Source organism: Lampropedia cohaerens, assembly GCF_001005215.1.
GTDB lineage: Bacteria > Pseudomonadota > Gammaproteobacteria > Burkholderiales > Burkholderiaceae_C > Lampropedia > Lampropedia cohaerens.
In genome coordinates, this window is the sequence record NZ_LBNQ01000019.1 from 111,424 (window position 1) to 134,711 (window position 23,288).

Below are 23,288 nucleotides of genomic sequence, written 5' to 3' on the forward strand. Positions count from 1 at the left end.
ATGCCGACGGAGATAACGCCAAGACAGCGCCATGGCGTTGCATCCGCGCTCGCGCGCGCCAGCGCCGCAGTGTCGCATGAAAGCAGCCATTTTCCAAATTAAGACTATCCTTTTCTTATTGCGAAATAATTGATTCCAGCGCGGCACTTTGGGCGGCAGTCGCGCGACCTTTTCAGGCGTCGCAAGCCCCCTGTGTCGCAGCGCAGATGCCGCCACAATGCGCCATCCGTCAAACGCTTGCGCAAGCGCCCGATTTCAACGTAGAAACATGCACCATGTCCGCACCCGAGAACGTCTCAGATTCCCTGGAACGCCAGGCACCCGGCAAGCCCCGCGCTTGGTGGCGCAAGCTGCGCCGCAGCCAGGAACGCCTGAGCCTGCTGGTGCCCCTGTTCGCGGTGCTGCTACTGGTTGCGATCATCGCAGGCAGTTACTTGCTGCTGCGCATGGAGGAGCGCGCGCGCGAGCAGGAACTGGTCCTGCAGGAAAGCCAGTTCCTGGCGCTGCGGCTGAGTGAACAGCTGCTGACCAAGCAGGACGATCTGCAGCGCCTGGTCCACGGCATGGTGGCTCCGGTAAGCGGTGCAGGTTTTGACCAGGCCGCCCGCGCTCTGCTGGCTCGCGATGGTTCGCTCTACGCCATCACCTGGTTCGACGCCCGCCAGCGGGTTGTCAGTACCCACCACACCTCCATGCTACCCAGCGCCCTGCGGCGCGAGGCGGGTGCGCTCTGGCAGGAAGGCGCGCTCAGCGATATGCCGCAGGGCCACTGGGTCCTGACACCCAGCAACGACGCGCGCTCGCAGAGCGCCTCGCCCTCCGTGCTGCGCCTGTTCACGCCCATTCAGGTCAACGGCCAGTACCTGGGCACGGTACTGGCCGAGTACGCGCCGCACATGCTGCTGCACAACGTGCTGCGCGGCGACAATCTGGCCAGCCTGGCAGTGGCGCTGGTTGACGCGCAGGGCACACACATCGCCGGCGTCGGTGCCGTCAACGGTGTCGCCGGGATGCGCTGGGATGCGCAGGCCTTTCCGCCGACGCAGTTGAGCCTGCCCATCAGCCCGCTCGGTGATGCGCTGCAACTCAAGACCACGCTTTATCGCACCGATCGCAACGTCACCCGCCATGCGCTGCTGGTGCTGCTCGGGCTGCTAGGCACGACCACCACCGCGATGCTGCTGCTCAACTGGCGCCTGAGCCGCCGCCGCCTGCAGACGCAGCGCCGCCTGCGCGAAGAATCGAGCTTTCGCCTGGCCATCGAGAACTCGCTGACGACCGGCATTCGCGTGCTTGATCTCGATGGTGTCACGACCTATACCAACGCGGCCTTCGCCCGCATGGTAGGCTGGAGCCAGCAGGAAATGATCGGCATGAAGGCCCCATTTCCTTACTGGCCGGAGAAGGACCGGGAAGTGCTGGCCGAGCGCTTTCAGGCCGAACTCAACGGCCGCCACTACCCCGGCGGGCTGCAGCTGCGCATGCGTCGCAAGAACGGCACTGCCTTCGATGCCCGCGTCTTTATGACGCCCCTGCGCGACGAGCATGGCGTGCAGACCGGCTGGCTGACCACCATCAACGACATTACCGAACCCAACCGCATCCGCCAGCAGCTGGCGGCGGCGCACGACCGTTTCACGCTGGTGCTGGAGTCGCTCGATGCCTCCATCACCGTGGCGCCGCTGGGCAGCAAGGAGCTGGTGTTTGCCAATCGCCTGTATCGCCAGTGGTTCGGGGCGCAAAGCGATGGCCATCTGCAGATGCTGGCGCAGGCGGGCGCCAGCCGCATCCAGGAGTCGGACGACAACACGGATGAGGAAGACGCCCTCATGGGCCTGCCCGCGGAGGTGGTCACCACCGCCAACACCGACCGTGCGGAAATCTACGTGGAGTCCCTCGGCAAGTGGCTGGAGCTGCGCTCGCGCTACCTTGACTGGGTCGACGGGCGGCTGGCGCAGATGCTGATCGCCACCGACATCACCAAGCGCAAACAGGCCGAGGAACAGGCTGCGCGCCAGATCGAGAAGATGGAGTCGGTCAGCCGCCTCATGACGATGGGCGAAATGGCCTCCAGCGTGGCGCACGAGCTCAACCAGCCACTGGCGGCCATCAGCAACTACGTCAACGGCATGATCTCACGCATCAAGGCCGACACCATCGAGCGCGACCAGCTGCTCATACCGCTGGAAAAGACCGCCCATCAGGCCGTGCGCGCCGGACAGGTGATCCACCGCATCCGCTCATTCATCAAGCGCAGCGAGTTCAACCGCGAGTTGTGCGCGCCGCAGCGTCTGGTCACCGAAGCGCTGGAGCTGGCCAACATTGAGATACGCAAGCGCTCGGTGCGCCTGTCGCTGCAGTTGCAGCCCAATCTGCCCAGGCTGCATGTGGATGCCATTCTCATCGAGCAGGTGCTGATCAATCTGCTCAAGAACGCTGCCGAGGCCATCGACGGCGCCGACCTGCCCACAGCACGCCGGGGCATCGAGCTGCAGGTGCAGCGCGACGGCGAGGACGTGTGCTTTCGCATCATCGACCAAGGCCCCGGCATGCCCGAGACCGTCACCTCGCAGCTGTTCGATGCATTCTTTTCCACCAAGAAAGATGGCATGGGCATTGGCCTGAACCTGTGCCGCAGCATCATCGAATCGCACCAGGGCAAACTGCAGGTGCGCAACCTCTACAATGGTCCAAACGCCATAGGCTGTGAGTTTGCATTCTGGCTGCCCGCTGCGACGAAAAGTCCGTCAGCCCCAGCGGAGCCGCCAATGCCCATTCTTGGCTAGCGCCAGCCGCAGCCTGTGCCTGCCGCATTCCAACTCTCGACATTCCAACGCTTATGAACCCCGCTCAGAAAAAAGGCACGGTCTACATTGTCGATGACGACGAGGCGATCCGCGACTCGTTGCAATGGCTGCTGGAGGGGCGCGATTTTCACGTCCGCTGCTTTGACAGTGCCGAAGCGTTTCTCAACCAGTACGACGCGCGCGAGATCGCCTGCCTGATCACCGACATCCGCATGAATGGCATGTCCGGTCTGGAGTTGCAGGACAAGCTCGCCGAACGCAGCGCAGCGCTGCCCATCGCCATCATCACCGGCCACGGTGACGTGCCCATGGCGGTGGATACGATGAAAAAAGGCGCGGTCGATTTCATCCAGAAGCCCTTCGACGAGGAAGCCATCACCTCACTGGTCAGCCGCATGCTGGAGCAGGCACAGACCAACTTTGCCAGCCAACAGCAGGCAGCCACCCGCGAGGCATTGCTGGCCAAGCTCACTGCGCGCGAGTCGCAAGTGCTCGAGCGCATCGTTGCCGGACGTCTGAACAAGCAAATTGCTGACGACCTCAACATCAGCATCAAGACGGTGGAGGCGCACCGCGCCAACATCATGGAAAAGCTCGGCGCCAACACCGTTGCCGATCTGCTCAAGGTAGCACTTGGCAGCAATCCGGCACCTGGCAAAACGCCCTAAGAACCTGCCTGCAGCTTCCTGCAAGCGGCCCCATCGGCCGCTTTTCCCATTTGCACTCGTCCTAACCTCCCATGACTGCCCAAATCATTGACGGCCTCGCCCTCTCCCGCAAACTGCGCGCCGCATTCGCGCAGGATGTCCAAGCCCTCACCGCGCAAGGCCTGCAGCCAGGCCTTGCCGTCATTCTCGTAGGCAACAATCCCGCCTCGCAGGTATACGTGCGCAACAAAATCAAGGCCTGCCAGGAGGCTGGCATCCATTCCGTGCTGGAACAGCTCGACGCCACCACCACGCAGCAGGAGTTGCTGGCACGCATCGCCGCGCTGAATGCCGATGCCGCCATCCACGGCATCCTGGTGCAATTGCCGCTGCCTCCCCACATCGATGCCGACGCCGTCATTGAGGCCATCGCGCCGGAAAAGGACGTGGACGGCTTTCACATCAGCAGTGCCGGTGCGCTGATGACCGGGCTGGACCGCGGCTTCTGGCCCTGCACGCCGCATGGCTGCCTGAAGATGCTCGACGACATCGGCTATGACCTGCGCGGCAAGCACGCGGTGGTGGTCGGCCGCAGCAACATCGTCGGCAAGCCGATGGCCATGATGCTGCTGGCACGCAGCGCCACCGTCACCATCTGCCACAGCGCCACGGCCGATCTGGGCGCCATGACGCGCCAGGCCGATGTACTGGTCGCAGCCGTCGGCAAGGCCGGTCTCATCACCGCCGACATGGTCAAGCCCGGCGCGATCGTCATCGACGTCGGCATGAACCGCAACGCCCAGGGCAAGCTCTGCGGCGATGTCGACTTTGAAGGCGTCAGGCAGGTCGCTGGCTGGATCACCCCCGTGCCCGGCGGCGTTGGCCCGATGACCATCACCATGCTGCTGGCCAACACCATCGCGGCGGCCAAGCGCCGCCTGGCTTGATTTGGCGCATTGCCGTCCCCATCTAAGCGGTTATCGCCAAACCGAGGAATCCCACCGTGGCCACCACTGAAAACAACCCCCTGCTCTCCATCACCGACCTGCCCGCGTTCGACCAGATCCGGCCCGAGCATGTCGTGCCGGCGATCAAGACCTTGATCGAGGATGCCGATCGCGCACTGCAGACCGTGACAGCGCCCGACTTTCCTGCGCGGTGGCAGGAGCTGGCCAAGGTGCTGGATGTCGCCACCGAACGCCTGTCCAAGGCCTGGGGCGTCGTCGGCCACCTCAGCGGCGTGGCGGACACCCCCGCGCTGCGCGCCGCCTACAACGAGGCACTGCCCCTAGTGACCGAGTTCTGGACGCGCCTAGGTGCCAACGAGGACCTGTATGCCAAGTACAAGCAAATCGATCCCGCCAGCCTGAACGCCGAACAGAAACGCGCGCTGGAGCTGTCATTGCGGGGCTTCGTGCTTTCCGGCGCAGAGCTCAAAGGTGCCGAGCGCGAGCGCTTTGCACAGATTCAGGAACGGCTGGCTGCGCTGCAGCAGAAGTTCAGCGAGAACGTACTCGACGCCACGGACGCCTACGTTTACTACGCCAGTGCCGAAGAGGTGCAAGGCCTGCCCGAGGACGTGCTGCAGGCCACCGCAGAGGCTGCCCGCGCCGACGGCAAGGATGGCCAGTACAAGCTGTCGCTGAAGATGCCGGTCTACCTGCCGGTGCTGCAGTATGCCGAGAACCGTGCGCTGCGCGAGCGCCTCTTTTACGCCAACGCAGTGCGCGCCTCGGACCTCGCCCCCGAGGACCAGAAGCACCTGGACAACAGTGCCGTGATCGACGAAATCCTCGCCCTGCGCGAGGAAGAAGCCAGGCTGCTTGGCTTTGCCAACTACGCCGAACTGTCGCTCGCGCCCAAAATGGCCGAGTCGGCCGATCAGGTCATTGCCTTCCTGCGCGATCTGGCCCACCGCGCACGCCCGTACGCCGAGCGCGACGCCGCGGACTTGCGCCGCTTTGCCAGCGAACATCTGCAGCTCGACGATCCCCAGCCCTGGGACTGGACCTATATTTCCGAAAAGCTCAAGCAGGCGCGCTACAGCTTCAGCGATCAGGAAGTGCGCCAGTACTTCCCCGCGCCCAAGGTCATTGAGGGGCTGTTTGCCATCGTCGAGCGGCTGTTCAAGGTGCGCATCCTGCCCGATCAGGCGCCCGTGTGGCACCCGAGCGTGCAGTTCTTCCGCATCGAGCGCGATGGCCAGTTGGTCGGCCAGTTCTACCTCGACCAGACGGCCCGCACCGGCAAGCGCGGCGGCGCCTGGATGGACGACATGCGCGGGCGCTGGCTGCGCCCCGATACCGGCACGCTGCAGACGCCCGTGGCCTATCTCGTGTGCAACTTCTCCTCCCCGGTTGAAGGCCAGCCGGCGCTGCTCACGCACGACGACGTGACCACGCTGTTCCACGAGTTCGGCCATGGCCTGCACCATATGCTCACGCAGGTCGATGAGCGTGACGTTTCCGGCATCAGCGGCGTCGAATGGGACGCCGTGGAGCTGCCCAGCCAGTTCATGGAAAACTTCTGCTGGGAATGGCCCGTGCTGCAGAACATGACGGCGCACGTCAAGACCGGCGCCCCCCTGCCACGCGCGCTCTACGAGAAGATGCTGGCGGCCAAGAACTTCCAGGCAGGTCTGCAGACGCAGCGGCAGGTCGAGTTCGCCCTCTTCGACATGCTGCTGCACCGTGCCAGCCGGCCCGATGTGCTGGCACTGCTGCGCCAGGTGCGCGAGGAGGTCAGCGTGCTGCCCGCCGCGCCCTATTCCCGCACGCCGCATGCGTTCTCGCACATCTTCGCGGGTGGCTACGCCGCCGGCTACTACAGCTACAAGTGGGCCGAGGTGCTCAGCGCCGACGCCTACGCCGCCTTCGAGGAAGAGGCGCTGGCACCGGGCGAGCCCAACCCCGCCACCGGCGAACGCTATCTCAAGAGCATTCTGGAAGCCGGCGGCAGCCGCCCGGCGATGGAATCGTTCAAGGCATTCCGTGGGCGCGAACCGCAGCTCGATGCACTGCTGCGCCATCAGGGCATGGCCGAGCCGGCGACCGCCTGACGGCCAAACGGAAAAGCCGCGCGCCCTCTAATTGCCCACAACACACGCGCGCTGCCGCTTCAACGGCTTTGCGGGCGCCTGCGCGGCTCACGATGGCGGATTCAGGCACCGGCGGGCGGCGATGGTGCTCGGAACCTGTTCACGATCTTTTTATGCACCGCGCAGTCAGGCAAAAGTGCGGCGGGCAAGGCGCCTGCCGCAGCCCAGACTGGGCGTCTGCGCAAGGCGGGCAACGCGGCCCGGTGTGCTTTTGCCTGGCTGCCCTTCGGGTTGGCTCGCCAGACGCACGCTGCGGCGTTACCAATCCTCGTCGGGCCACCAGAGCGACTGCGGTTTGCGCCTTGCATCGCATCGCCTGGTGAGCCAACGCGGTGCATAAAAAGATCGTGAACAGGTTCTCAGGCGCTCAGTCCTGGCGCCCCAGCAGTGCATCCGCCAAAGCCGTCAGCTCCCTGAACTGCCGCGGCACTGCTGTGACAAGGGGCCAGTGCGCGCCTTCGCGATTGATCCAGGCCACATGCATGCCGGCCTGGCGCGCTCCGTCAACATCAAGCAGCGGGTCATCACCCACATGCATAATTTCCTGCAAAGCGCAACCGGCTTGCCGCGCCGCCTGGGCAAAGATGCGCGCATCGGGCTTGGCAACCCCAGCCTCGCGCGCACCCAAGGCGGAGTGAAAGTAGCGCCCTACGGGCATCTGCATCACCTGCGCATTGCCGTTGCTGAGCGCGATCAGTGGCCAGCGCGCAGCCAGCCGCCGCAGTGCCTCCTCGACCTCGGGATATGGCTCGACTTGCTGGCGCACCGCAAAAAACTCCGCAAAGGCGGGTTCGGCCAGCGCCACATCCTCGCCTGCCGCTTGCAGCACCTGCGCGATCGTCTGCTTGCGCAGAAAGGACAGATCATGCAATCGGTCGGGATGCGCGGCCTCCACCGCCGCGCGCAGCGCCTGGGGCACACCGGGTTGCTGCCAATGCGCCGCAGCGCGCGGCGCATGCACCTGCAGCCACGCCAGCAGATGCGCCTCTGCCTTGTGAATGGTAGGCCACACGGGCCACAAGGTGTCATCCAGATCCAGCGTAATGGCGCGAATATGGGAAGGTTCGGGAAACGGCGAATTGGAGCAGGACATGCCGGCAGGATAGCCGATGAACTGCGTGCGCGCAGCGATAATCCCATTCCATGAATCCCCGTCTCGATGCCCTGCACCCTTACCCCTTCGAGCGCCTGCGCGCGCTGTTTGCCGATGTGGCGCCGAACCCGGCGCTCAAGCCCATCAGCCTGGGCATTGGCGAGCCGCGCCACGCCACGCCGCAGCTGGTGCTCGATGCCTACCAGCAGGCGCTGCACAACCCTGCGCAGGGCCTGGCCAGCTACCCTGCGACAGCGGGTTCGCCCGCGCTGCGCGCGGCCTTTGCCGCGTGGCTGGGAAGGCGCTATGGCGTGCAGGTGGACGCCGATACGCAGACACTGCCGGTCAACGGCACGCGGGAGGCATTGTTTGCGCTGACGCAAGCGGTGGTCGATCCCGGCGCCGGCGACGCCATCGTCGTCTGTCCCAATCCGTTCTATCAGATCTATGAAGGCGCGGCGCTGCTGGCCGGTGCCCAGCCTTTTTACGCCAACAGCGATCCGGTGCGCAATTTCGCGGTGGACTGGAATGCCGTGCCACGCGAGGTCTGGGCCCGCACGCAATTGGTCTTTGTCTGCTCGCCCGGCAATCCCACCGGCGCGGTCATGCCGCAGCAGGAGTGGGCCAAGCTGTTCGCGTTGAGCGACGAGTTCGGTTTCGTCATCGCCAGCGACGAGTGCTACAGCGAAATCTACTTTGGCGACACGCCCCCACTAGGCAGCCTGCAGGCAGCAGCGGCACTGGGCCGGCACGACCTGCGCAACCTGGTGATGCTCACCAGCCTCTCCAAGCGCAGCAACGTGCCCGGCATGCGCAGCGGCTTCGTGGCAGGCGATGCAGCCATCCTGCGGCGCTTTCTGCTCTACCGTACCTATCATGGCTGTGCCATGGCGCTGCCTGTGCAGGCCGCCTCCATCGCCGCATGGGGAGACGAAAACCATGTGCAGGCCAACCGTGCGCTCTACCACCGCAAGTTTGCCGAAGTCACGCCGCTGCTGGCCGAGGTGCTGGAGGTGCAATTGCCCGACGCTGGCTTCTACCTGTGGGCCGGCATTCCCGACACGCTCGGCCTGTCTGACACGGCATTTGCCCGCGCGCTCTACCAGCAACAGGCCGTGACGGTACTGCCGGGCAGCTACCTTGCACGGGAGAGTCAGGGCTGCAATCCCGGACGCAATCGCGTGCGCATGGCACTGGTGGCCGGCGTCGATGAATGCCTGGAAGCTGCAGCGCGCATCGCCCGCTTTGTTCACGGCGCCTGACAGACCCGTGCGCAGGTCCTGATGCCGCCTGCGCGCGTCGTGATCTGGCGCAGCGGCACTGGCCGCTACGCGCATCTTTTACACTCACGGGTTTGCGCCGGCTGCGGCTGTCGCCCTCTGTCACCTTTTCTTTACTGAACCACTACCTTCTCTCATGACGCAAGCCCTGCAAAGCCTGATCGAAAACGCCTGGGAAACCCGCAGCGAATTCTCGCCCGCCTCCGCCCCCGCCGATGTGCGCAACGCCGTGGAGGATGTCATCGCACAGCTTGACAGTGGCGCACTGCGCGTGGCCACCCGCAACGGCGTGGGCGACTGGACGGTGCACCAATGGATCAAGAAGGCGGTGCTGCTGTCGTTTCGCCTCAACGATAACGAGGTGATGCAAGCCGGCCAGCTCAGCTTCTACGACAAGGTGCCCACCAAGTTCTCGGGTCTGTCGCCGCAGGAACTGGCCGCCACCGGCGTGCGGGTGGTGCCGCCCGCTGTCGCACGCCGCGGCAGCTTCATCGCCAAGGGCGCCATCCTGATGCCCTCCTACACCAACATCGGCGCTTACGTCGACGAAGGCACGATGGTGGACACCTGGGCCACGGTGGGCTCCTGCGCGCAGGTGGGCAAGAACGTCCACCTCTCAGGTGGCGTGGGGCTTGGCGGCGTGCTGGAGCCGTTGCAGGCCAATCCGACCATCATTGAGGACAACTGCTTCATCGGCGCCCGCTCGGAAATCGTCGAAGGCGTGATCGTGGAAGAGAATTCCGTGATCTCGATGGGCGTCTACATCGGCCAGAGCACACCGATCTACGACCGCACCACCGGCGAAGTCAACTACGGCCGCGTGCCGGCCGGCTCCGTGGTCATCAGCGGCACACTGCCCAAGGATGGCGGCAGGTACAACCTGTATGCTGCCATCATCGTCAAGCGGGTGGATGCGCAAACGCGTGCCAAGACCAGTCTGAACGACCTGCTGCGCGACTGAACTGCCCGGCATCGACGCAGCGAGGCCGCACCGGCTGCCCAGCCGGTGCGATTTGCCCCATAATGCCCTCGATACATTTATCGCTCGAATCTGATCATTTGTTACAAGGCGCCGCAGACGCGTAAGCCCGCTAACCGGCGCAGGGGCATGACCATGGCAGCAATGCAGCGCCTGTTTCGCCTGATGGCGGATAACAAGGCCTCCGACATCTTCATTTCCGCCAACTCGCCGGTACTGATCAAGATCCGCGGCGAGACCATCCCCGTCAACAACCAGGTGATGGCCGCCGATGCCCCGCTGCGGCTGCTCGGGGACGTCGTCTCCGCGGAGCAGCTTGCACAACTGCAGGAAACCGGCGAGCTCAACGTCGGCGTGCCGCTGGAGGGCGTAGGCCGCTTCCGCATCAGCGCTATGCGCCAGCGCGGCAGCTACGCGATCGTGGTGCGATATGTGCCCAGCGAGATTCCGGAGTTGCACACACTGCGCCTGCCAGCGATTCTGGAGAGCCTGGCGATGGAGAAACGCGGGCTCATTCTGCTCGTCGGCGCAACCGGCTCGGGCAAGAGCACAACCATCGCCTCCATGATGGACCTGCGCAACAGGAATGTCGCCGGGCACATTCTGACCATCGAGGATCCGATCGAATACGAGTTCACCAACCGCCGCAGCATCATCAATCAGCGCGAAGTCGGCAGTGACACCGCCTCGCTGGCCGTCGGCCTGCGCAATGCGCTGCGCCAGGCACCGGACGTGATCCAGATCGGCGAAATCCGCGACCGCGAGACCATGTCCGCCGCGCTGGCCTACGCCCAATCGGGCCACCTGTGCATTTCCACCCTGCACGCCAATAACAGCTACCACGCGCTCAACCGCATCCTGAGCTTTTACCCCGTGGAGGTGCGCCCGACCATGCTGGGCGATCTGGCAGCCACCCTCAAGGCCATCGTTTCCCAACGGCTGCTGCGCGGCATCGATGGCGAGCGCCTGCCGGCCACCGAGGTGCTGCTCAACACCAAGCTGATCTCCGAGCTGATCGAGGCCGGCGACTTCTCTGCCATCCGTGATGCCATGCAGCAGTCGCTCAGCGAAGGCTCGCAGACCTTCGAGGAGTCCCTGGCCTTCCTGGTTGCCGAAGGACTGGTGGACCGCAAGGAGGCCTTCTCGCACGCCGACTCTCCCACCAACCTCATGTGGCGCCTGCAGAACGACTTTGCGATGGCGGCCAATGCCGCCAAGGCCAGCGTGGTGCAGGAACAGGAGGAAAGCGACGCGCCCAGCTTCACCGAGTTCACGCTCGACGTACGCGCGCAGGAGCGCTGAGCGCGCCGCCGCCTGCCGGCATCGGTTACGATCGCGCGCTTGCCCATCCACTGTCTGCGCCTGCCGCCAGCTGCCCGCGGCGCAGCAATTGCCATGTCCGTTGCTTGCCCCTCTCCTACCGAAGATGCCTCGCTTGCCTTGCTGCAGGCGCTGATCGCCAGACCCTCCATCACGCCCGATGATGCCGGCTGCATGTCCCTGCTGGGCGAACGCCTGCAGGCGCTGGGCTTTGCGCTGCAATGGCTGGATGCCGGGCCGGCGGATGCGCAGGTTCGCAACCTGTGGGCCACCCGCAACGCCGCCACGCCCAGCGCGCCAAGATTGGTCTTTGCCGGCCACACGGATGTTGTGCCTACGGGGCCGGTCGAGCAATGGACCTCCCCGCCCTTCACGCCGACCTTGCGCGATGGCAAGCTGTTCGGGCGCGGCAGCAGCGACATGAAGGGCTCCATCGCCGCCTTCATTGTTGCGTTGGAGCGCTTTCTGCAGAACCAGCCCGAGCCGTCATTGCAACTTGCACTGCTGTTGACCAGTGACGAGGAAGGCCCCGCACAGTTCGGCACGCGCTATGTCGTCGAGGCGCTGCGCGCGCGCGGCGAGCGGCTGGACTACTGCATCGTCGGCGAGCCCACGGCAGTAAAGACCACTGGCGACATGATCAAGAATGGCCGGCGTGGTTCGCTCAGCGGACGCCTGACCGTTCACGGCGTTCAAGGCCACATTGCCTATCCGCACCTGGCGAGCAATCCCGTACACCAGCTCGCGCCAGCACTGGCCGAGCTAACCGGCATCACGTGGGACGCCGGCAACGCATTCTTTCCGCCGACCAGCTTTCAGGTCAGCAACATCCATGCAGGCACCGGCGCCACGAACGTGATCCCGGGTCAGGCGGTGGTGGACTTCAACTTCCGATTCAGTACCGAGTCCACCGCCGAGCGGCTGCAGCAGCGCGTCGAGATGGTGCTGCAAAAACATGGCCTGCGCTACACGCTGGACTGGAGCCTGAGCGGCGAACCCTTTCTGACCCCGAGGGGGCCCCTGGTAGAGGCCATTGAACAGGCCATCCTCGCCGAGACCGGTCTGCAAACCGAGCTGTCGACCACCGGCGGCACCAGCGATGGCCGCTTCATCGCCACCCTGTGCGAGCAGGTCGTCGAACTGGGCCCACCCAACGCTTCCATCCACAAGATCGACGAACACATCGGGCTTGAGGACCTGGCAACGCTCACGCGCATTTACCAGCGCGTGCTCGAACATCTCAACGCTTCTCTACCGTCGACCGGTTCCCTCTGAATGCCCATGCCCGCATCCTCCGACTTGCCTTCGGCCCTGCCCACCAACCTGCTGCAAGCCGTCGCGCAGGCGGCCGAGATGCTCACACAGGCCGGCGTTGCATTCGGGCACGGCACCGACAATGCCTGGGATGAAGCCGCCTGGCTGGTGCTCTGGCAGCTGGGACTGCCGCTGGATACCGATCTGCAAGGCGCGCAGGGACAGCAGGCCATCAACGCCGCCCAATGGCAGGCAATCTTGGCACTGCTGGCGCGGCGCATCCATGAGCGCGTGCCAGCGGCCTACCTCACCGGCGAGGCGTGGCTGCACGGCGTGCCGTTTTACATCGATGCCCGCAGCATCGTGCCGCGCAGCCTGATCGCAGGCCCTATCGTCGATGGCACACTGGACATCTGGCTGAGTGATCGGACCCGCCGCGTTCTGGATCTGTGCACCGGCAACGGCAGCCTGGCCGTGCTGGCGGCGCTGGCCTGGCCCGATGTGACGGTCGATGCACTGGACCTGAGTGCCGACGCGCTAGCCGTTGCCGCCATCAACGTGCAGCGCCATGACCTGCAGTCGCGCATACGCTGCATCCAGTCCGATGCCCTGGGCGCACTGCAGCCAGGCGTCGATTGCTACGACCTGGTACTGTGCAACCCGCCCTACGTCAACAGCCAGAGCATGGCGACCTTGCCAGCAGAATACCGCGCCGAGCCGGCACTGGCGCTGGCCGGTGGCGACGATGGGATGGACTTCATTCGCCCGGTCCTGCGTCAATTGCCCCATTTCATGACCGAATCGGCCGTGCTGGTGCTGGAAGTCGGCCATGAAGCCGAGCATTTCGAGCGCGCCTTTCCCGATCTGGTGGGCCATTGGCTGGCGACGCCGGACGGCACCCGCCAGGTTATCGTGCTCGAACGTGACGCCTTGCTGCAGGGAATAGCGCAGAGACCCTGAACGCCATCACACTGCGCGTCTGAGCGTCACACTGGCGCGCAAGTCCGGCCCCTGGGCTTCTGGCCAACTCCGGACACCAGATACCGCCCCGGGGACCAATCCCGCGCCATAGGTGGCGTCGTCGCATCGCACTCCTGCCTGGTCAGCACCATCGCGCGCAGCGGCACCTTGCCGGGCACCTTCTTGTCAGTATCCCCATAACGACGCATCACCTCGGCAACGCGAAGCAGCCCCATGGCGAAGGATGCCAGTGACACGAGCGCCGTCACGAATGCCGTCGGGAGACGCCCACGCATTAGGCGCTGCAGCGAATACCTGGATGCTGACAACGTACCGGGAAGATGCCTGCACTGCAGCTGCATGGCCCCGCCTTTCCCGTCATTCGACAGACATGCAAGCCGACACGCCGAACAGGAAATCGCTGCCACGGCGAAGAAAATTGGCTGACCAGAATGTGGCCTGAAGCCGTTTCGAGGCAATCTCGCGAAACGCTTGAACAGGCCGCGCCAAGGACCCATGCCCCGCCATGCCCTGGAGGACAAAAGCAAACGGGCGCCCTGTCAGGCGCCCGTTCACGAAAAGGTCATGCAAAAAGCTCAGTGGACGCTATTCAGCGCTGGCCTGCACCATCAGCGGCGCCTGCTCGAACATGATGCGGGTCGACTGAGCCAGCGCATCGAAACGCTCACGCACCGCTTTGGACACTGGCGAGGCCGCTGCACTTTGTTGTGCGATGGTGCGCGGATCCTTGAACTGGCCGTTGACCCGCAGCTCGAAGTGCAGGTGGGGCCCGGTGGACATGCCGGTCGATCCCACCGCGCCGATTTGCTGCCCTTGCGAGACGCGCTCGCCAGTCTTGACATCGCGTCGACTCATGTGTGCGTACACCGTTACGCGCCCCTCGCCATGATCGATGTAGACCACATTGCCATAGCTGTTACTCCAGCCGGACTTCTGCACCACGCCATCGCCGATGGTGCGCACAGGCGTTCCGGTGCGCGCCGCGTAATCAATGCCGTTGTGGTTGCGCCAGGTCTTGCGGATGGGGTGGAAACGCCGGCCAAAATTGCTCGATACCCGCGAAAACTCCAGCGGCGAAGCAAGAAATGCACGACGCAGGTTGGAGCCGTCCAGCGCGTAGTAGGCCCCCTTGTCGTTCTCATTCTCCTGGAACCACAACGCCTGATGCACCTGGCCCTTGTTGACAAACTCGGCACTGAGCACGCGGCCACTGCGCAGCGGCTCACCGTCGGCCTCCAGGGTCTCGTAGACCACGGTAAAGGTGTCTCCCTTGCGCAGGTCGCGGTGGAAGTTGACCTCCGTGGAGAAGATCTCAGCGAGCTGCACGGCCACCGGATCAGGCAGATTGGCGGCATCCGTTGCTGCAAACAGTGAGCTCTCGATCACCCCACTGGCCAGACGGGTCGACCGCTGCAGATCGCCCTGCTGAACTTCGGCACTGAAGGACGTGCCGTCGTCGCTGCGCGAAACGACCAGACGGTTGAACTTGCCGCTGTCGTCACTCACCCAACGGGCCGTGAGTTTCTCCAACTCGTAAAGGCCGTTGACTTCCACGGTGACAAAGCGCCCATGTCGCCCCCAGAGATTCTGGTGCGCCAGCGGATCACGACGCAGGAATGCGGCCGCCGCCGGGTCGCTCACCCCCAGGCGTTCGAGCAGGCTTTCGGCGGTGTCGCTGTCGCGCAGGCGGTCACTGCGGTAAAGCCGGTAATCGGGATCTGCCAGCAGACTCGGGAGGGTCCCCCCCATCGCCAGCGACGGAATTTCGTGTTGCACCAGCTTGGGATACACCACTTGCGCATTGCTTTGAAAGTTGGCTACGGCAAAGGCGCCGCCGCCACCGAGCAGCAGCAGCCCGCAGAAGGCAGCCATCAGTTTCCGCGCGGTGGCGCCCGCAGGTGCGGATTCAATGGGCGAGGTGTGCGGCAACGCCGCCGAAGGGGATTGCGAGGTATCAGGTTGCACGGGATTCAAGGGGTGTCCTGCTACTAAATCTTGCCCGCCAGGGATCGCTCACCACGTGCTACGGACCAGGCCGCAAGGCACGCGCCCCGCACAGCAGGAAAAACGAACGCCAAAGACCCCTGACCGCACTGGGTCATGCAGCCGATCAAGGGAACGGGAAAAGCCAAAAAATGCGAACTTTGCTTACGCCGGGCCTTAGCTTACCTACAATAAGCCCGCATAAACGCTGGCAGTATAACGATTTTCATTGCCGCGCCAAATTTTGGAATTGCTCCCATGCCGGTCACCGATCTCGATCCCTCGTCCTACAACGCTCTGAGTCCAGTCGTGCAAGAGGCTCTTGCCATTACCCTGCGCGGGGTCGATGAGCTGCTGCCGCAGCAGGAGTGGGCCCGCAAGCTGCAACGTGCCGAACGGACCGGAACGCCGCTGCGCATCAAGCTGGGACTGGATCCCACCGCACCAGACATCCATCTCGGCCACACCGTGGTGCTCAACAAGATGCGCCAGCTGCAGGACCTGGGTCACCAGGTGATCTTTCTGATCGGCGACTTCACAGCCCTCATTGGCGACCCGTCGGGGCGTAACAGCACACGCCCGCCATTGACGCGCGAACAGGTCGAGGCCAACGCCAGGACCTACTATCAGCAGGCCAGCCTGGTACTGGATCCGGCAAAGACGGAAATCCGCTACAACAGTGAATGGTGCAACCAACTTGGTGCCTCGGGGCTGATTCAGCTGGCTGCCAAGTACACCGTTGCCCGCATGATGGAGCGTGACGACTTTCACAAACGCTTTCACAGCGGGCAATCCATCAGCGTGCACGAGTTTCTCTACCCGCTGCTGCAGGGCTACGACTCGGTGGCGCTCAAGGCCGATCTGGAGCTGGGCGGCACCGACCAGAAGTTCAACCTGTTGATGGGCAGGCACCTGCAACAGGAGGAAGGACAGGAGCCGCAGTGCGTGCTGACCATGCCCTTGCTGGTCGGCCTCGACGGCGTGGACAAGATGTCCAAGTCCAAGAATAACTACATCGGCATCACCGAAGATGCCAACAGCATGTTCGCCAAGGTGCTGTCGATATCCGACGACCTGATGTGGGACTGGTACACACTGCTGTCGTTTCGCTCGCTGGCGGAGATCGACGCACTGCGGCAGGAGGTTGCTGCCGGCCGCAATCCCAAGGAGGTCAAGGTACTGCTGGCCAAGGAAATCACCACACGCTTTCATTCGGCGCAGGCGGCCGATGCAGCCGAGCAGGATTTCATCAACCGCAGCAAGGGCGGCGTGCCGGACGTGCTCGACGAAGTCACGCTCGGCGGCGCCCCGCTGGGTATTGGGGTACTGCTCAAGCAGGCCCGCCTGGCCGCCTCGACCAGCGAAGGCAACCGCCTCATCGATGGCGGCGGCGTACGCATCGATGGCAGCACGGTTACCGACAGAGGCCTCAAGCTGGCTGCCGGCACCTACGTCGTGCAGGTCGGCAAGCGCAAGTTCGCGCGCGTCACACTGACTGCCTGACTGTTCGAGTCCCGCAGCGACCGCAAAAAAGCCGGCAGTTGCCGGCTTTTTTCATTCACGCCTATCGCGATAGCCTGCGGCCGCACGACGCGTGGAAAGATCATAAACAGGTTCTCAGAACAGCACGCGCGTGCGAATGGTCCCCGGCACCGCCTTGAGTTGCTCCAGCACCTTGGCGGCACCGCCAGCCTCCGTGTCGATAACGACATACCCGACTGCCTCGTCGGTCTGCAGGAACTGCGCAGCCACGTTGATATGGGCCTGCGAGAATACCTGGTTGATGGCCGACATCACGCCCGGCACATTCTTGTGGATGTGCAGGATGCGATCCCGCCCCGGGTGAGCCGGCAGGGCCACTTCCGGAAAGTTGACAGACGTGATTGTGGTGCCGTTATCCGAATAGCGCACCAGCTTCTCGGCCACTTCCAGACCGATGTTGGCCTGTGCCTCCATCGTCGAGCCGCCAATGTGCGGCGTGAGAATCACGTTGTCCAGCCCGCGCAGCGGCGACTGGAACTCCTCCTTGTTGGACTTGGGCTCGACCGGAAACACGTCGATGGCCGCGCCCAGCAGCTTCTTGGACTTGATGGCCTCTGCCAAGGGCTCGATCTCCACCACCGTGCCGCGCGAGGCGTTGATAAGGATGGCCCCCTCCTTCATCTGCGCGATCTGCTTGGCGCCGATCATCCACTTGGTCGAGGGCAGCTCGGGCACGTGCAGGGTCACGATGTCGCTTTGCGCCAGCAACTCATCAAGGCTGCCCACCTGGTGGGCATTGCCCAGCGGCAGCTTGGTCACCACATCGTAAAAAACCACATGCATGCCCAACGCCTCAGCCAGCACCGACAGCTGCGAACCGATTGAGCCATAGCCGACAATGCCCAGCGTCTTGCCGCGCGTCTCGAACGAGTTGGTCGCCGACTTGAGCCAGCCGCCACGGTGCGCCACCGCATTCTTCTCGGGAATGCCGCGCAGCAGCAAAATGGCCTCGCCCAGCACCAGTTCCGCCACCGAGCGCGTATTGGAATAGGGCGCATTGAAAACCGCCACACCCTTTTCACGCGCGGCCTGCAGATCAATCTGGTTGGTGCCAATGCAGAACGCTCCCACCGCCACCAGCTTCTTGGCCGCCTCGAACACCTCCGCCGTCAGCTGCGTGCGCGAACGGATACCGATGAAGTGCACATCCGCAATGCGCGCCTTGAGCTCCTCACCTTGCAGGGCCGCGGGCAGCGTCTCGACATTGGTGTAACCCGCCGCCGCCAGCACGTCGACCGCGGAAGGGTGAATGCCCTCCAGCAATAGAAACTTGATCTTGCTCTTGTCCAGTGAGGTTTTGCTCATGATCGTTGCCCGGTACAGATAAACGGCGAAGCCGCTGAGAAAAGACCGGCGATGTTAGCACTAACGCGTGCACGAGGTGGCACGCCTGCGCTGACGAAAACCGCCATCACCACCAAGGTTTCACCACTTTGCAAGCTGCGGGGAAACCCGGCACTGGGCCGTCATGGAACCATCTTGACGCTCGCCCTGCCGCTTCTCGTGCGTCGTTTCTCCCCTGCTCCTGCCCATGCACAGGTTCTTGGCGGGATGAAGCGGCACCCGAGAGCCTATTCCCACCCGGCAGGGTGGCCATGCGGAAGGTTTTCCGGGTTAGGATGTTCCTGCAACCGCATAGACCAGAACATTCCCATCAGGAGACCTTCTTGCCATGGCGCAGTCCGTCCCAAAAACAGCCACAGCCACTGCCTACGGCACGCTGCCACCCGCAACCACGCCGGCGCAGCGCAAGCCCGTCAGCCTGCCAAGGCTGATGGACATGCACCAGCGTGGCGAGAAAATTGTCATGCTCACGGCCTACGACGCCACATTTGCCGCCGTTGCCGACCATGCCGGCGTGGACTGCATTCTGGTCGGTGACTCGCTGGGTATGGTCTGCCAGGGCCGCCACAGCACCGTGGGCGTGTCACTGGAGCATATGCGCTACCACACCGAATGCGTTGCCCGCGGCCTGCGCCGGGTGCAGGGCACGACCTGGATCGTGGCAGATCTGCCCTTTGGCAGCTACCAGCAATCGAAAGAGCAGGCATTGGCCAGTGCCGTGACGCTGATGGAGGCGGGCGCGCACATGGTCAAACTCGAAGGCGGCGGCTGGACGGCACCAGTCGTGCAGTTTCTCACTGAGCGCGGCATCCCCGTCTGCGCCCATCTGGGGCTGACGCCGCAGACCGTGCACGCGCTCGGCGGCTTTCGGGTACAGGGCCGCGACGCGCAGACCGCCCAAGCGCTGCGCAGCCACGCCCACGCACTGGCCGATGCCGGTGCTCGGCTAATGGTGCTGGAGATGGTCCCTGCGGCGCTGGCGGCGACGCTGACGCAGGAGCTACCCGACTGCGCCACCATCGGCATCGGCGCAGGTGCCGCCACTGCCGGCCAGGTACTGGTTCTGCATGACATGCTGGGCATGAATCTTGGCAAGATGCCACGCTTTGTGCACAACTTCATGGCCGGCCAGGACAGCATCGCCGGCGCCATGCGCGCCTATGTCCAAGCGGTCAAGCAAGGCCAGTTCCCAGTCGATGCCGAGCACGCCTGGGCCTGAGTTCCTGTCAGCAGGCATTTTCCTACCATGCAAATCCATCACACCATCGCCCCATTGCGCGCAACACTTGCTGCACGCGCGCAGCCACGCGTACTGGTGCCCACCATGGGCAACCTGCACGAAGGCCATCTTGCGCTGATACGCCAGGCCAAGGCGCTGGGCGGCACCACCGTCGCAAGCATCTTTGTCAATCGCCTGCAGTTTCTCCCCCACGAGGACTTCGCCACCTATCCGCGCACGCTGCAGGAGGACTGCGCCAAACTGCAGGCCGAAGGCTGCGACATCGTCTTTGCGCCTGACGAACAGACGCTCTACCCTGACCCGCAGACTTTCCGGATCCAGCCCGATCCGGCACTGGCCGACATCCTGGAAGGCCATTTCCGCCCGGGATTCTTCACTGGCGTGTGCACGGTCGTCATGAAACTGTTACAGATCGTTCAGCCCAGCCACGCCGTCTTTGGCCAGAAGGACTACCAGCAGCTGGAAATCATCCGCCGCATGGTGCAGCAGTTCGCCATGCCGGTGCAGATCATCGCCACCCCGATACAGCGGGCCTCCGACGGGTTGGCGCTGTCCTCGCGCAACCAGTACCTCGATGCGTCCGCGCGCCAGCAGGCCACGCAACTGCACGCGGAGCTGGTGCGCACCGCACAGCTGGTGCAGCAGGGCCGGCGCGATTGGTCCGCGCTGCAGACAGAGGCGATGCAGCGCCTGACCATCCAGGGCTGGCAGCCTGATTACCTGACCGTGCGCGAGCAGCGCAGCCTGCAGGAGCCTCCCGCCGACGGCGCCCTGCCACCACTGGTCGTGCTAGGCGCAGCGCGCATTGGCACTGCCCGCCTGATCGACAATCTGGAGTTCGACTTCGGACGGCCGTGACGAACTGATGATGACCCAGCCTTCCGCCAGCCCGCTGACCACTGCCGACATGGCCGCCTGGGCCGACCGGCTACGCCAGCAGGGACATGTCCGCGTCCGCCAGATCGAGACGCACATTTCCTGGCTCGTGATGGCCGCCGATCGGGTCTGGAAAGTCAAAAAGCCCGTCAGGCTGCCATTCGTGGATTTCTCCACGCTCGCGCTGCGCCGCCACTTCTGCGAGGAGGAGCTGCGCCTCAGCCGCCGCCTGGCGCCGCAGATCTACCGGCGCGTCGTGCCACTGTGGCGCGATGCGCACGGAGTGCCGGACACCCACCGCCTGGCGCGCCCTGCCGATGAATGGGCCGTCGAGATGCTGCGCTTTGCCGATGACGCCCTGCTGGCGCAGCAAGTCCACGCGGGCCAGCTCGCACCGACAGCGCTGCACGCACTGGGCGTGCAGATGGCGCGCTTTCACAGCGCCACAGCTGCGCAATGCCCGGACGCGCACTATGGCTCGGCCGACCTCATCGCCAGCGACGTACGCGCGCTGTTTGCGCCACTGTGCGGCGGGCCGTTTGCCGAGCGCGTGCCCATCTGGCAGGAATGGGTAGCGCAGCAGGTCGCGCGGCTGACGCCGCTGTGGCGGCAACGCCACCGCCAAGGCTTTGTGCGCGAAGGCCATGGCGACCTGCACATGGGCAACCTGGTTGTGCTGGACGGGCGTATCGTTCCGTTTGACTGCATCGAGTTCGACCCTGCCAAGCGATGGATCGATCCGGTCAACGACATCGCTTTTCTGACCATGGATTTGCAGGCTGCCGGCCACACCGGGCTGGCGGCACAGGTGCAGGACGGCTGGCTGCAGCAAGGCGGCGATTTCGCCGGCCTGGCGACCTGGCGGTTCTATGAGGTCTACCGCGCCATGGTGCGCGCCATGGTGACGGGGCTGTCACCTGCCAGCGGCAGTGATGGCACGGCCCCAGGTGCACACTACGCGGATCTGCTCGATGGCTGGACAGGCCGCAGTTCCCGGCCACAGCTGGCCATCACCTGTGGCCTGTCCGGCTCGGGCAAGTCCACGATCGCTGCGGCCTGGTTGGCGCAAGGCAATGCCGTGCGCCTGCGCTCGGACGTGGAGCGCAAGCGCCTGTTCGGCCTGGACGCGCTGGACGACTCGCAGGCGCTGGGCCAGTCGATCTACACCGAAGAGGCCACCACGAAGACCTTTGCCCGTCTTGCGCAACTGGCCGAACAGGCGCTGCGCTGCGGCTGGTCGGTGGTGGTCGACGCGGCCTTTCTGCGCCAGCGCCAGCGCGCCGCCTTTCGCCTGCTGGCACAGCGGCTGCAGCTGCCCTTTACCATCCTCTGGTGCGAAGCGCCACCCGAAGTGCTGCGCCAGCGCATTGCCAAACGCCGCGCGCAATCGCAGGATCCATCGGAAGCGACACCCGAACTGGTTGCTGCCCAGCAGCAGTGGCTCGAGCCCTTCACCGATGAGGAGCGGCCATTCGTGCAGCCGACCAGTACCGGTGCATAGCTACCTTGCCAAACGCAATTACGGCGCGTCACCCCAGACTTCGCGCGCGATCTCGACAATGTGTTCGATCTTGGCCCACTGCTGCGCCTCGGTCAGTGCATTGCCCTCTTCCGTGGAGGCGAACCCGCATTGCGTGCTCAGGCACAGGCGCTCCAGCGGCAGATACAGCGTGGCCTCGCGGATGCGGCCAATGATGGCCTGCTTGTCCTCCAACTCGCCCACCTTGGAAGACAACAGGCCCAGCACCACCAGCTTGTCGCCCGAAACCTCGGCCAGCGGCGAGAAATCGCCAGCGCGATCGGTGTCGAATTCCAGGTAGTAAGCGCTGACATTTTCCTTGCCAAAGAGAAATGGAGCGATCGGCCCATAGCCGCCTTGCGCGGCCCAGGTCGAGCGGTAATTGCCGCGGCACACGTGTGTGGTGATGACGAGATCGGCCGGCGCGCCTTCGATGGCCTTGTTGTTGACCTGCAGCAGCTCCAGGGCCAGCGCCTCGACGCTGTCGCTGATGACGGTCGCCTCACCATGACTGCAGCAACCATCTGCCTGACTGACGTTGGCTGCCGCGATGCCCGCGTTGTTGTAGCGTGGATCGACCATCATGCCCCAGGTACAGTCATCGAGCTGCAGGTTGCGGCAGCCCTGGGCATACAGCTCGGCAATGAAGGTGCGGTAGGCCGCGGCGATGGCGTCGATCAACGCTTGGCGGTCGGGGTAAATGGCTTGCGTGCTGGCCAGATTCTCGGGACGGTGCAGCTCCTTGAAGAACTGCGCAGGCGCAGGCACCGTCAGGCGCGGCACGGCATCCGCACCCGCCAGCGACTGCAGAAAGGCAAAGTGCTGCAGGAAGGGGTGCCCTGATCCACCGATCTCGCCCGTCAGTCGGGCCGTCTCCGGGCGCGTTTCCATCTCCGCAAAGCGGTAGCCGCGCTCAAGCAGGGCCTTTTCCACGCCCTGCAGACCCCACATGAAGTCCAGGTGCCACCAGCTGCGGCGGAATTCGCCGTCGGTGACGCCACGCAGGCCCACGGCCTTCTGTCTGGCCACCAGCTCGGTGATGGCACGGTCCTCCACCGCCGTCAGTGCCGCCTGATCGATCGCGCCAGCGGCAAACTGGCGGCGCGCTTCGTGCAGGTAGTCCGGACGCAGATAGCTGCCCACCACATCGGCACGAAAAGGAGGAATGGCGCGAAAGAGAGTCATGGAGAAAGCCTTTGAAATACGCGAAAAGGCGAAAATCCTAGGCAGTCACACCATGAACAGCCAATGGATTATTTTCATCGACCCATGCGCACGATTCATGTGTTTCTGGCACTGCGCCTGCAACGAAAAAGTCCGCCGTGC

Annotated in this window: 18 protein-coding genes; 13 read left to right on the plus strand and 5 right to left on the minus strand. The window is 64.3% G+C overall.

Annotated elements, in window-relative coordinates; all coding sequences use genetic code 11:
* The first annotated feature begins 275 nt into the window (after positions 1-275).
* The 4 genes from AAV94_RS05015 to AAV94_RS05030 all read left to right on the plus strand — a co-directional run bounded on the left by AAV94_RS05015 (position 276) and on the right by AAV94_RS05030 (position 6,512).
* Complete coding sequence (locus tag AAV94_RS05015; RefSeq protein ID WP_046741301.1) at positions 276-2,786, plus strand: PAS domain-containing sensor histidine kinase; 2,511 nt, start codon at positions 276-278, stop codon at positions 2,784-2,786.
* 53 nt (positions 2,787-2,839) lie between these two features.
* Positions 2,840-3,475: a response regulator transcription factor gene (locus AAV94_RS05020; RefSeq protein ID WP_046741227.1), complete on the plus strand. Its 636-nt coding sequence runs from the start codon at positions 2,840-2,842 to the stop codon at positions 3,473-3,475.
* A gap of 71 nt (positions 3,476-3,546) precedes the next feature.
* A complete protein-coding gene (gene folD, locus AAV94_RS05025) occupies positions 3,547-4,401 on the plus strand; it encodes a bifunctional methylenetetrahydrofolate dehydrogenase/methenyltetrahydrofolate cyclohydrolase FolD (protein ID WP_046741228.1) in 855 nt (284 codons plus the stop codon).
* Positions 4,402-4,457: 56 nt separating this feature from the next.
* Positions 4,458-6,512 (plus strand): M3 family metallopeptidase, encoded by a 2,055-nt coding sequence (locus AAV94_RS05030; RefSeq protein WP_046741229.1) that lies wholly within the window; start codon positions 4,458-4,460, stop codon positions 6,510-6,512.
* A 406-nt stretch (positions 6,513-6,918) separates the two neighbouring features.
* Here the strand turns inward: AAV94_RS05030 and AAV94_RS05035 are convergent, their stop codons facing one another.
* A complete protein-coding gene (locus AAV94_RS05035; RefSeq protein ID WP_046741230.1) occupies positions 6,919-7,644 on the minus strand; it encodes an HAD family hydrolase in 726 nt (241 codons plus the stop codon).
* A gap of 50 nt (positions 7,645-7,694) precedes the next feature.
* On the opposite strand from AAV94_RS05035, the gene dapC reads away from it, so the two are divergent.
* The 5 genes from dapC to prmB all read left to right on the plus strand — a co-directional run bounded on the left by dapC (position 7,695) and on the right by prmB (position 13,437).
* Positions 7,695-8,906 carry a succinyldiaminopimelate transaminase gene (gene dapC, locus AAV94_RS05040; protein WP_046741231.1) on the plus strand — a complete coding sequence of 404 codons (1,212 nt, stop codon included), beginning with the start codon at positions 7,695-7,697 and terminating at the stop codon, positions 8,904-8,906.
* 154 nt (positions 8,907-9,060) lie between these two features.
* On the plus strand, positions 9,061-9,885 hold the full coding sequence (dapD, locus tag AAV94_RS05045; RefSeq protein ID WP_046741232.1) for a 2,3,4,5-tetrahydropyridine-2,6-dicarboxylate N-succinyltransferase: 825 nt from the start codon (positions 9,061-9,063) through the stop codon (positions 9,883-9,885).
* Positions 9,886-10,038: 153 nt separating this feature from the next.
* Complete coding sequence (locus AAV94_RS05050; RefSeq protein WP_046741233.1) at positions 10,039-11,205, plus strand: PilT/PilU family type 4a pilus ATPase; 1,167 nt, start codon at positions 10,039-10,041, stop codon at positions 11,203-11,205.
* Between the two features lie 93 nt (positions 11,206-11,298).
* Complete coding sequence (dapE, locus tag AAV94_RS05055; protein ID WP_046741234.1) at positions 11,299-12,498, plus strand: succinyl-diaminopimelate desuccinylase; 1,200 nt, start codon at positions 11,299-11,301, stop codon at positions 12,496-12,498.
* On the plus strand, positions 12,499-13,437 hold the full coding sequence (gene prmB / locus AAV94_RS05060; protein ID WP_084824749.1) for a 50S ribosomal protein L3 N(5)-glutamine methyltransferase: 939 nt from the start codon (positions 12,499-12,501) through the stop codon (positions 13,435-13,437).
* A 26-nt stretch (positions 13,438-13,463) separates the two neighbouring features.
* Here prmB and AAV94_RS05065 read toward each other — a convergent pair whose 3' ends face one another.
* On the minus strand, positions 13,464-13,733 hold the full coding sequence (locus AAV94_RS05065) for a hypothetical protein (RefSeq protein WP_156454347.1): 270 nt from the start codon (positions 13,731-13,733) through the stop codon (positions 13,464-13,466).
* A 310-nt stretch (positions 13,734-14,043) separates the two neighbouring features.
* Entirely contained in the window at positions 14,044-15,423 is a 1,380-nt protein-coding gene (locus tag AAV94_RS05070; RefSeq protein WP_052754924.1) for a M23 family metallopeptidase, read from the minus strand.
* Between the two features lie 276 nt (positions 15,424-15,699).
* Between AAV94_RS05070 and tyrS the strand changes: the two genes are divergently transcribed.
* Positions 15,700-16,944, plus strand: a complete 1,245-nt coding sequence (tyrS, locus tag AAV94_RS05075) for a tyrosine--tRNA ligase (protein WP_046741237.1) — start codon at positions 15,700-15,702, stop codon at positions 16,942-16,944.
* A 114-nt stretch (positions 16,945-17,058) separates the two neighbouring features.
* Here tyrS and serA read toward each other — a convergent pair whose 3' ends face one another.
* Positions 17,059-18,288 carry a phosphoglycerate dehydrogenase gene (serA, locus tag AAV94_RS05080; RefSeq protein ID WP_046741238.1) on the minus strand — a complete coding sequence of 410 codons (1,230 nt, stop codon included), beginning with the start codon at positions 18,286-18,288 and terminating at the stop codon, positions 17,059-17,061.
* 367 nt (positions 18,289-18,655) lie between these two features.
* Here serA and panB point away from each other — a divergent pair, with 367 nt between their 5' ends.
* The 3 genes from panB to AAV94_RS05095 are packed head-to-tail and all read left to right on the plus strand — an operon-like array spanning position 18,656 to position 21,944.
* Positions 18,656-19,546, plus strand: a complete 891-nt coding sequence (gene panB, locus AAV94_RS05085; protein ID WP_046741239.1) for a 3-methyl-2-oxobutanoate hydroxymethyltransferase — start codon at positions 18,656-18,658, stop codon at positions 19,544-19,546.
* Positions 19,547-19,573: 27 nt separating this feature from the next.
* Complete coding sequence (panC, locus tag AAV94_RS05090) at positions 19,574-20,425, plus strand: pantoate--beta-alanine ligase (protein WP_046741240.1); 852 nt, start codon at positions 19,574-19,576, stop codon at positions 20,423-20,425.
* 10 nt (positions 20,426-20,435) lie between these two features.
* Positions 20,436-21,944: a bifunctional aminoglycoside phosphotransferase/ATP-binding protein gene (locus tag AAV94_RS05095; protein ID WP_197408010.1), complete on the plus strand. Its 1,509-nt coding sequence runs from the start codon at positions 20,436-20,438 to the stop codon at positions 21,942-21,944.
* An 18-nt stretch (positions 21,945-21,962) separates the two neighbouring features.
* Here AAV94_RS05095 and AAV94_RS05100 read toward each other — a convergent pair whose 3' ends face one another.
* Positions 21,963-23,147: a 5-methyltetrahydropteroyltriglutamate--homocysteine S-methyltransferase gene (locus AAV94_RS05100; protein WP_046741241.1), complete on the minus strand. Its 1,185-nt coding sequence runs from the start codon at positions 23,145-23,147 to the stop codon at positions 21,963-21,965.
* Between the last annotated feature and the right edge of the window lie 141 nt (positions 23,148-23,288).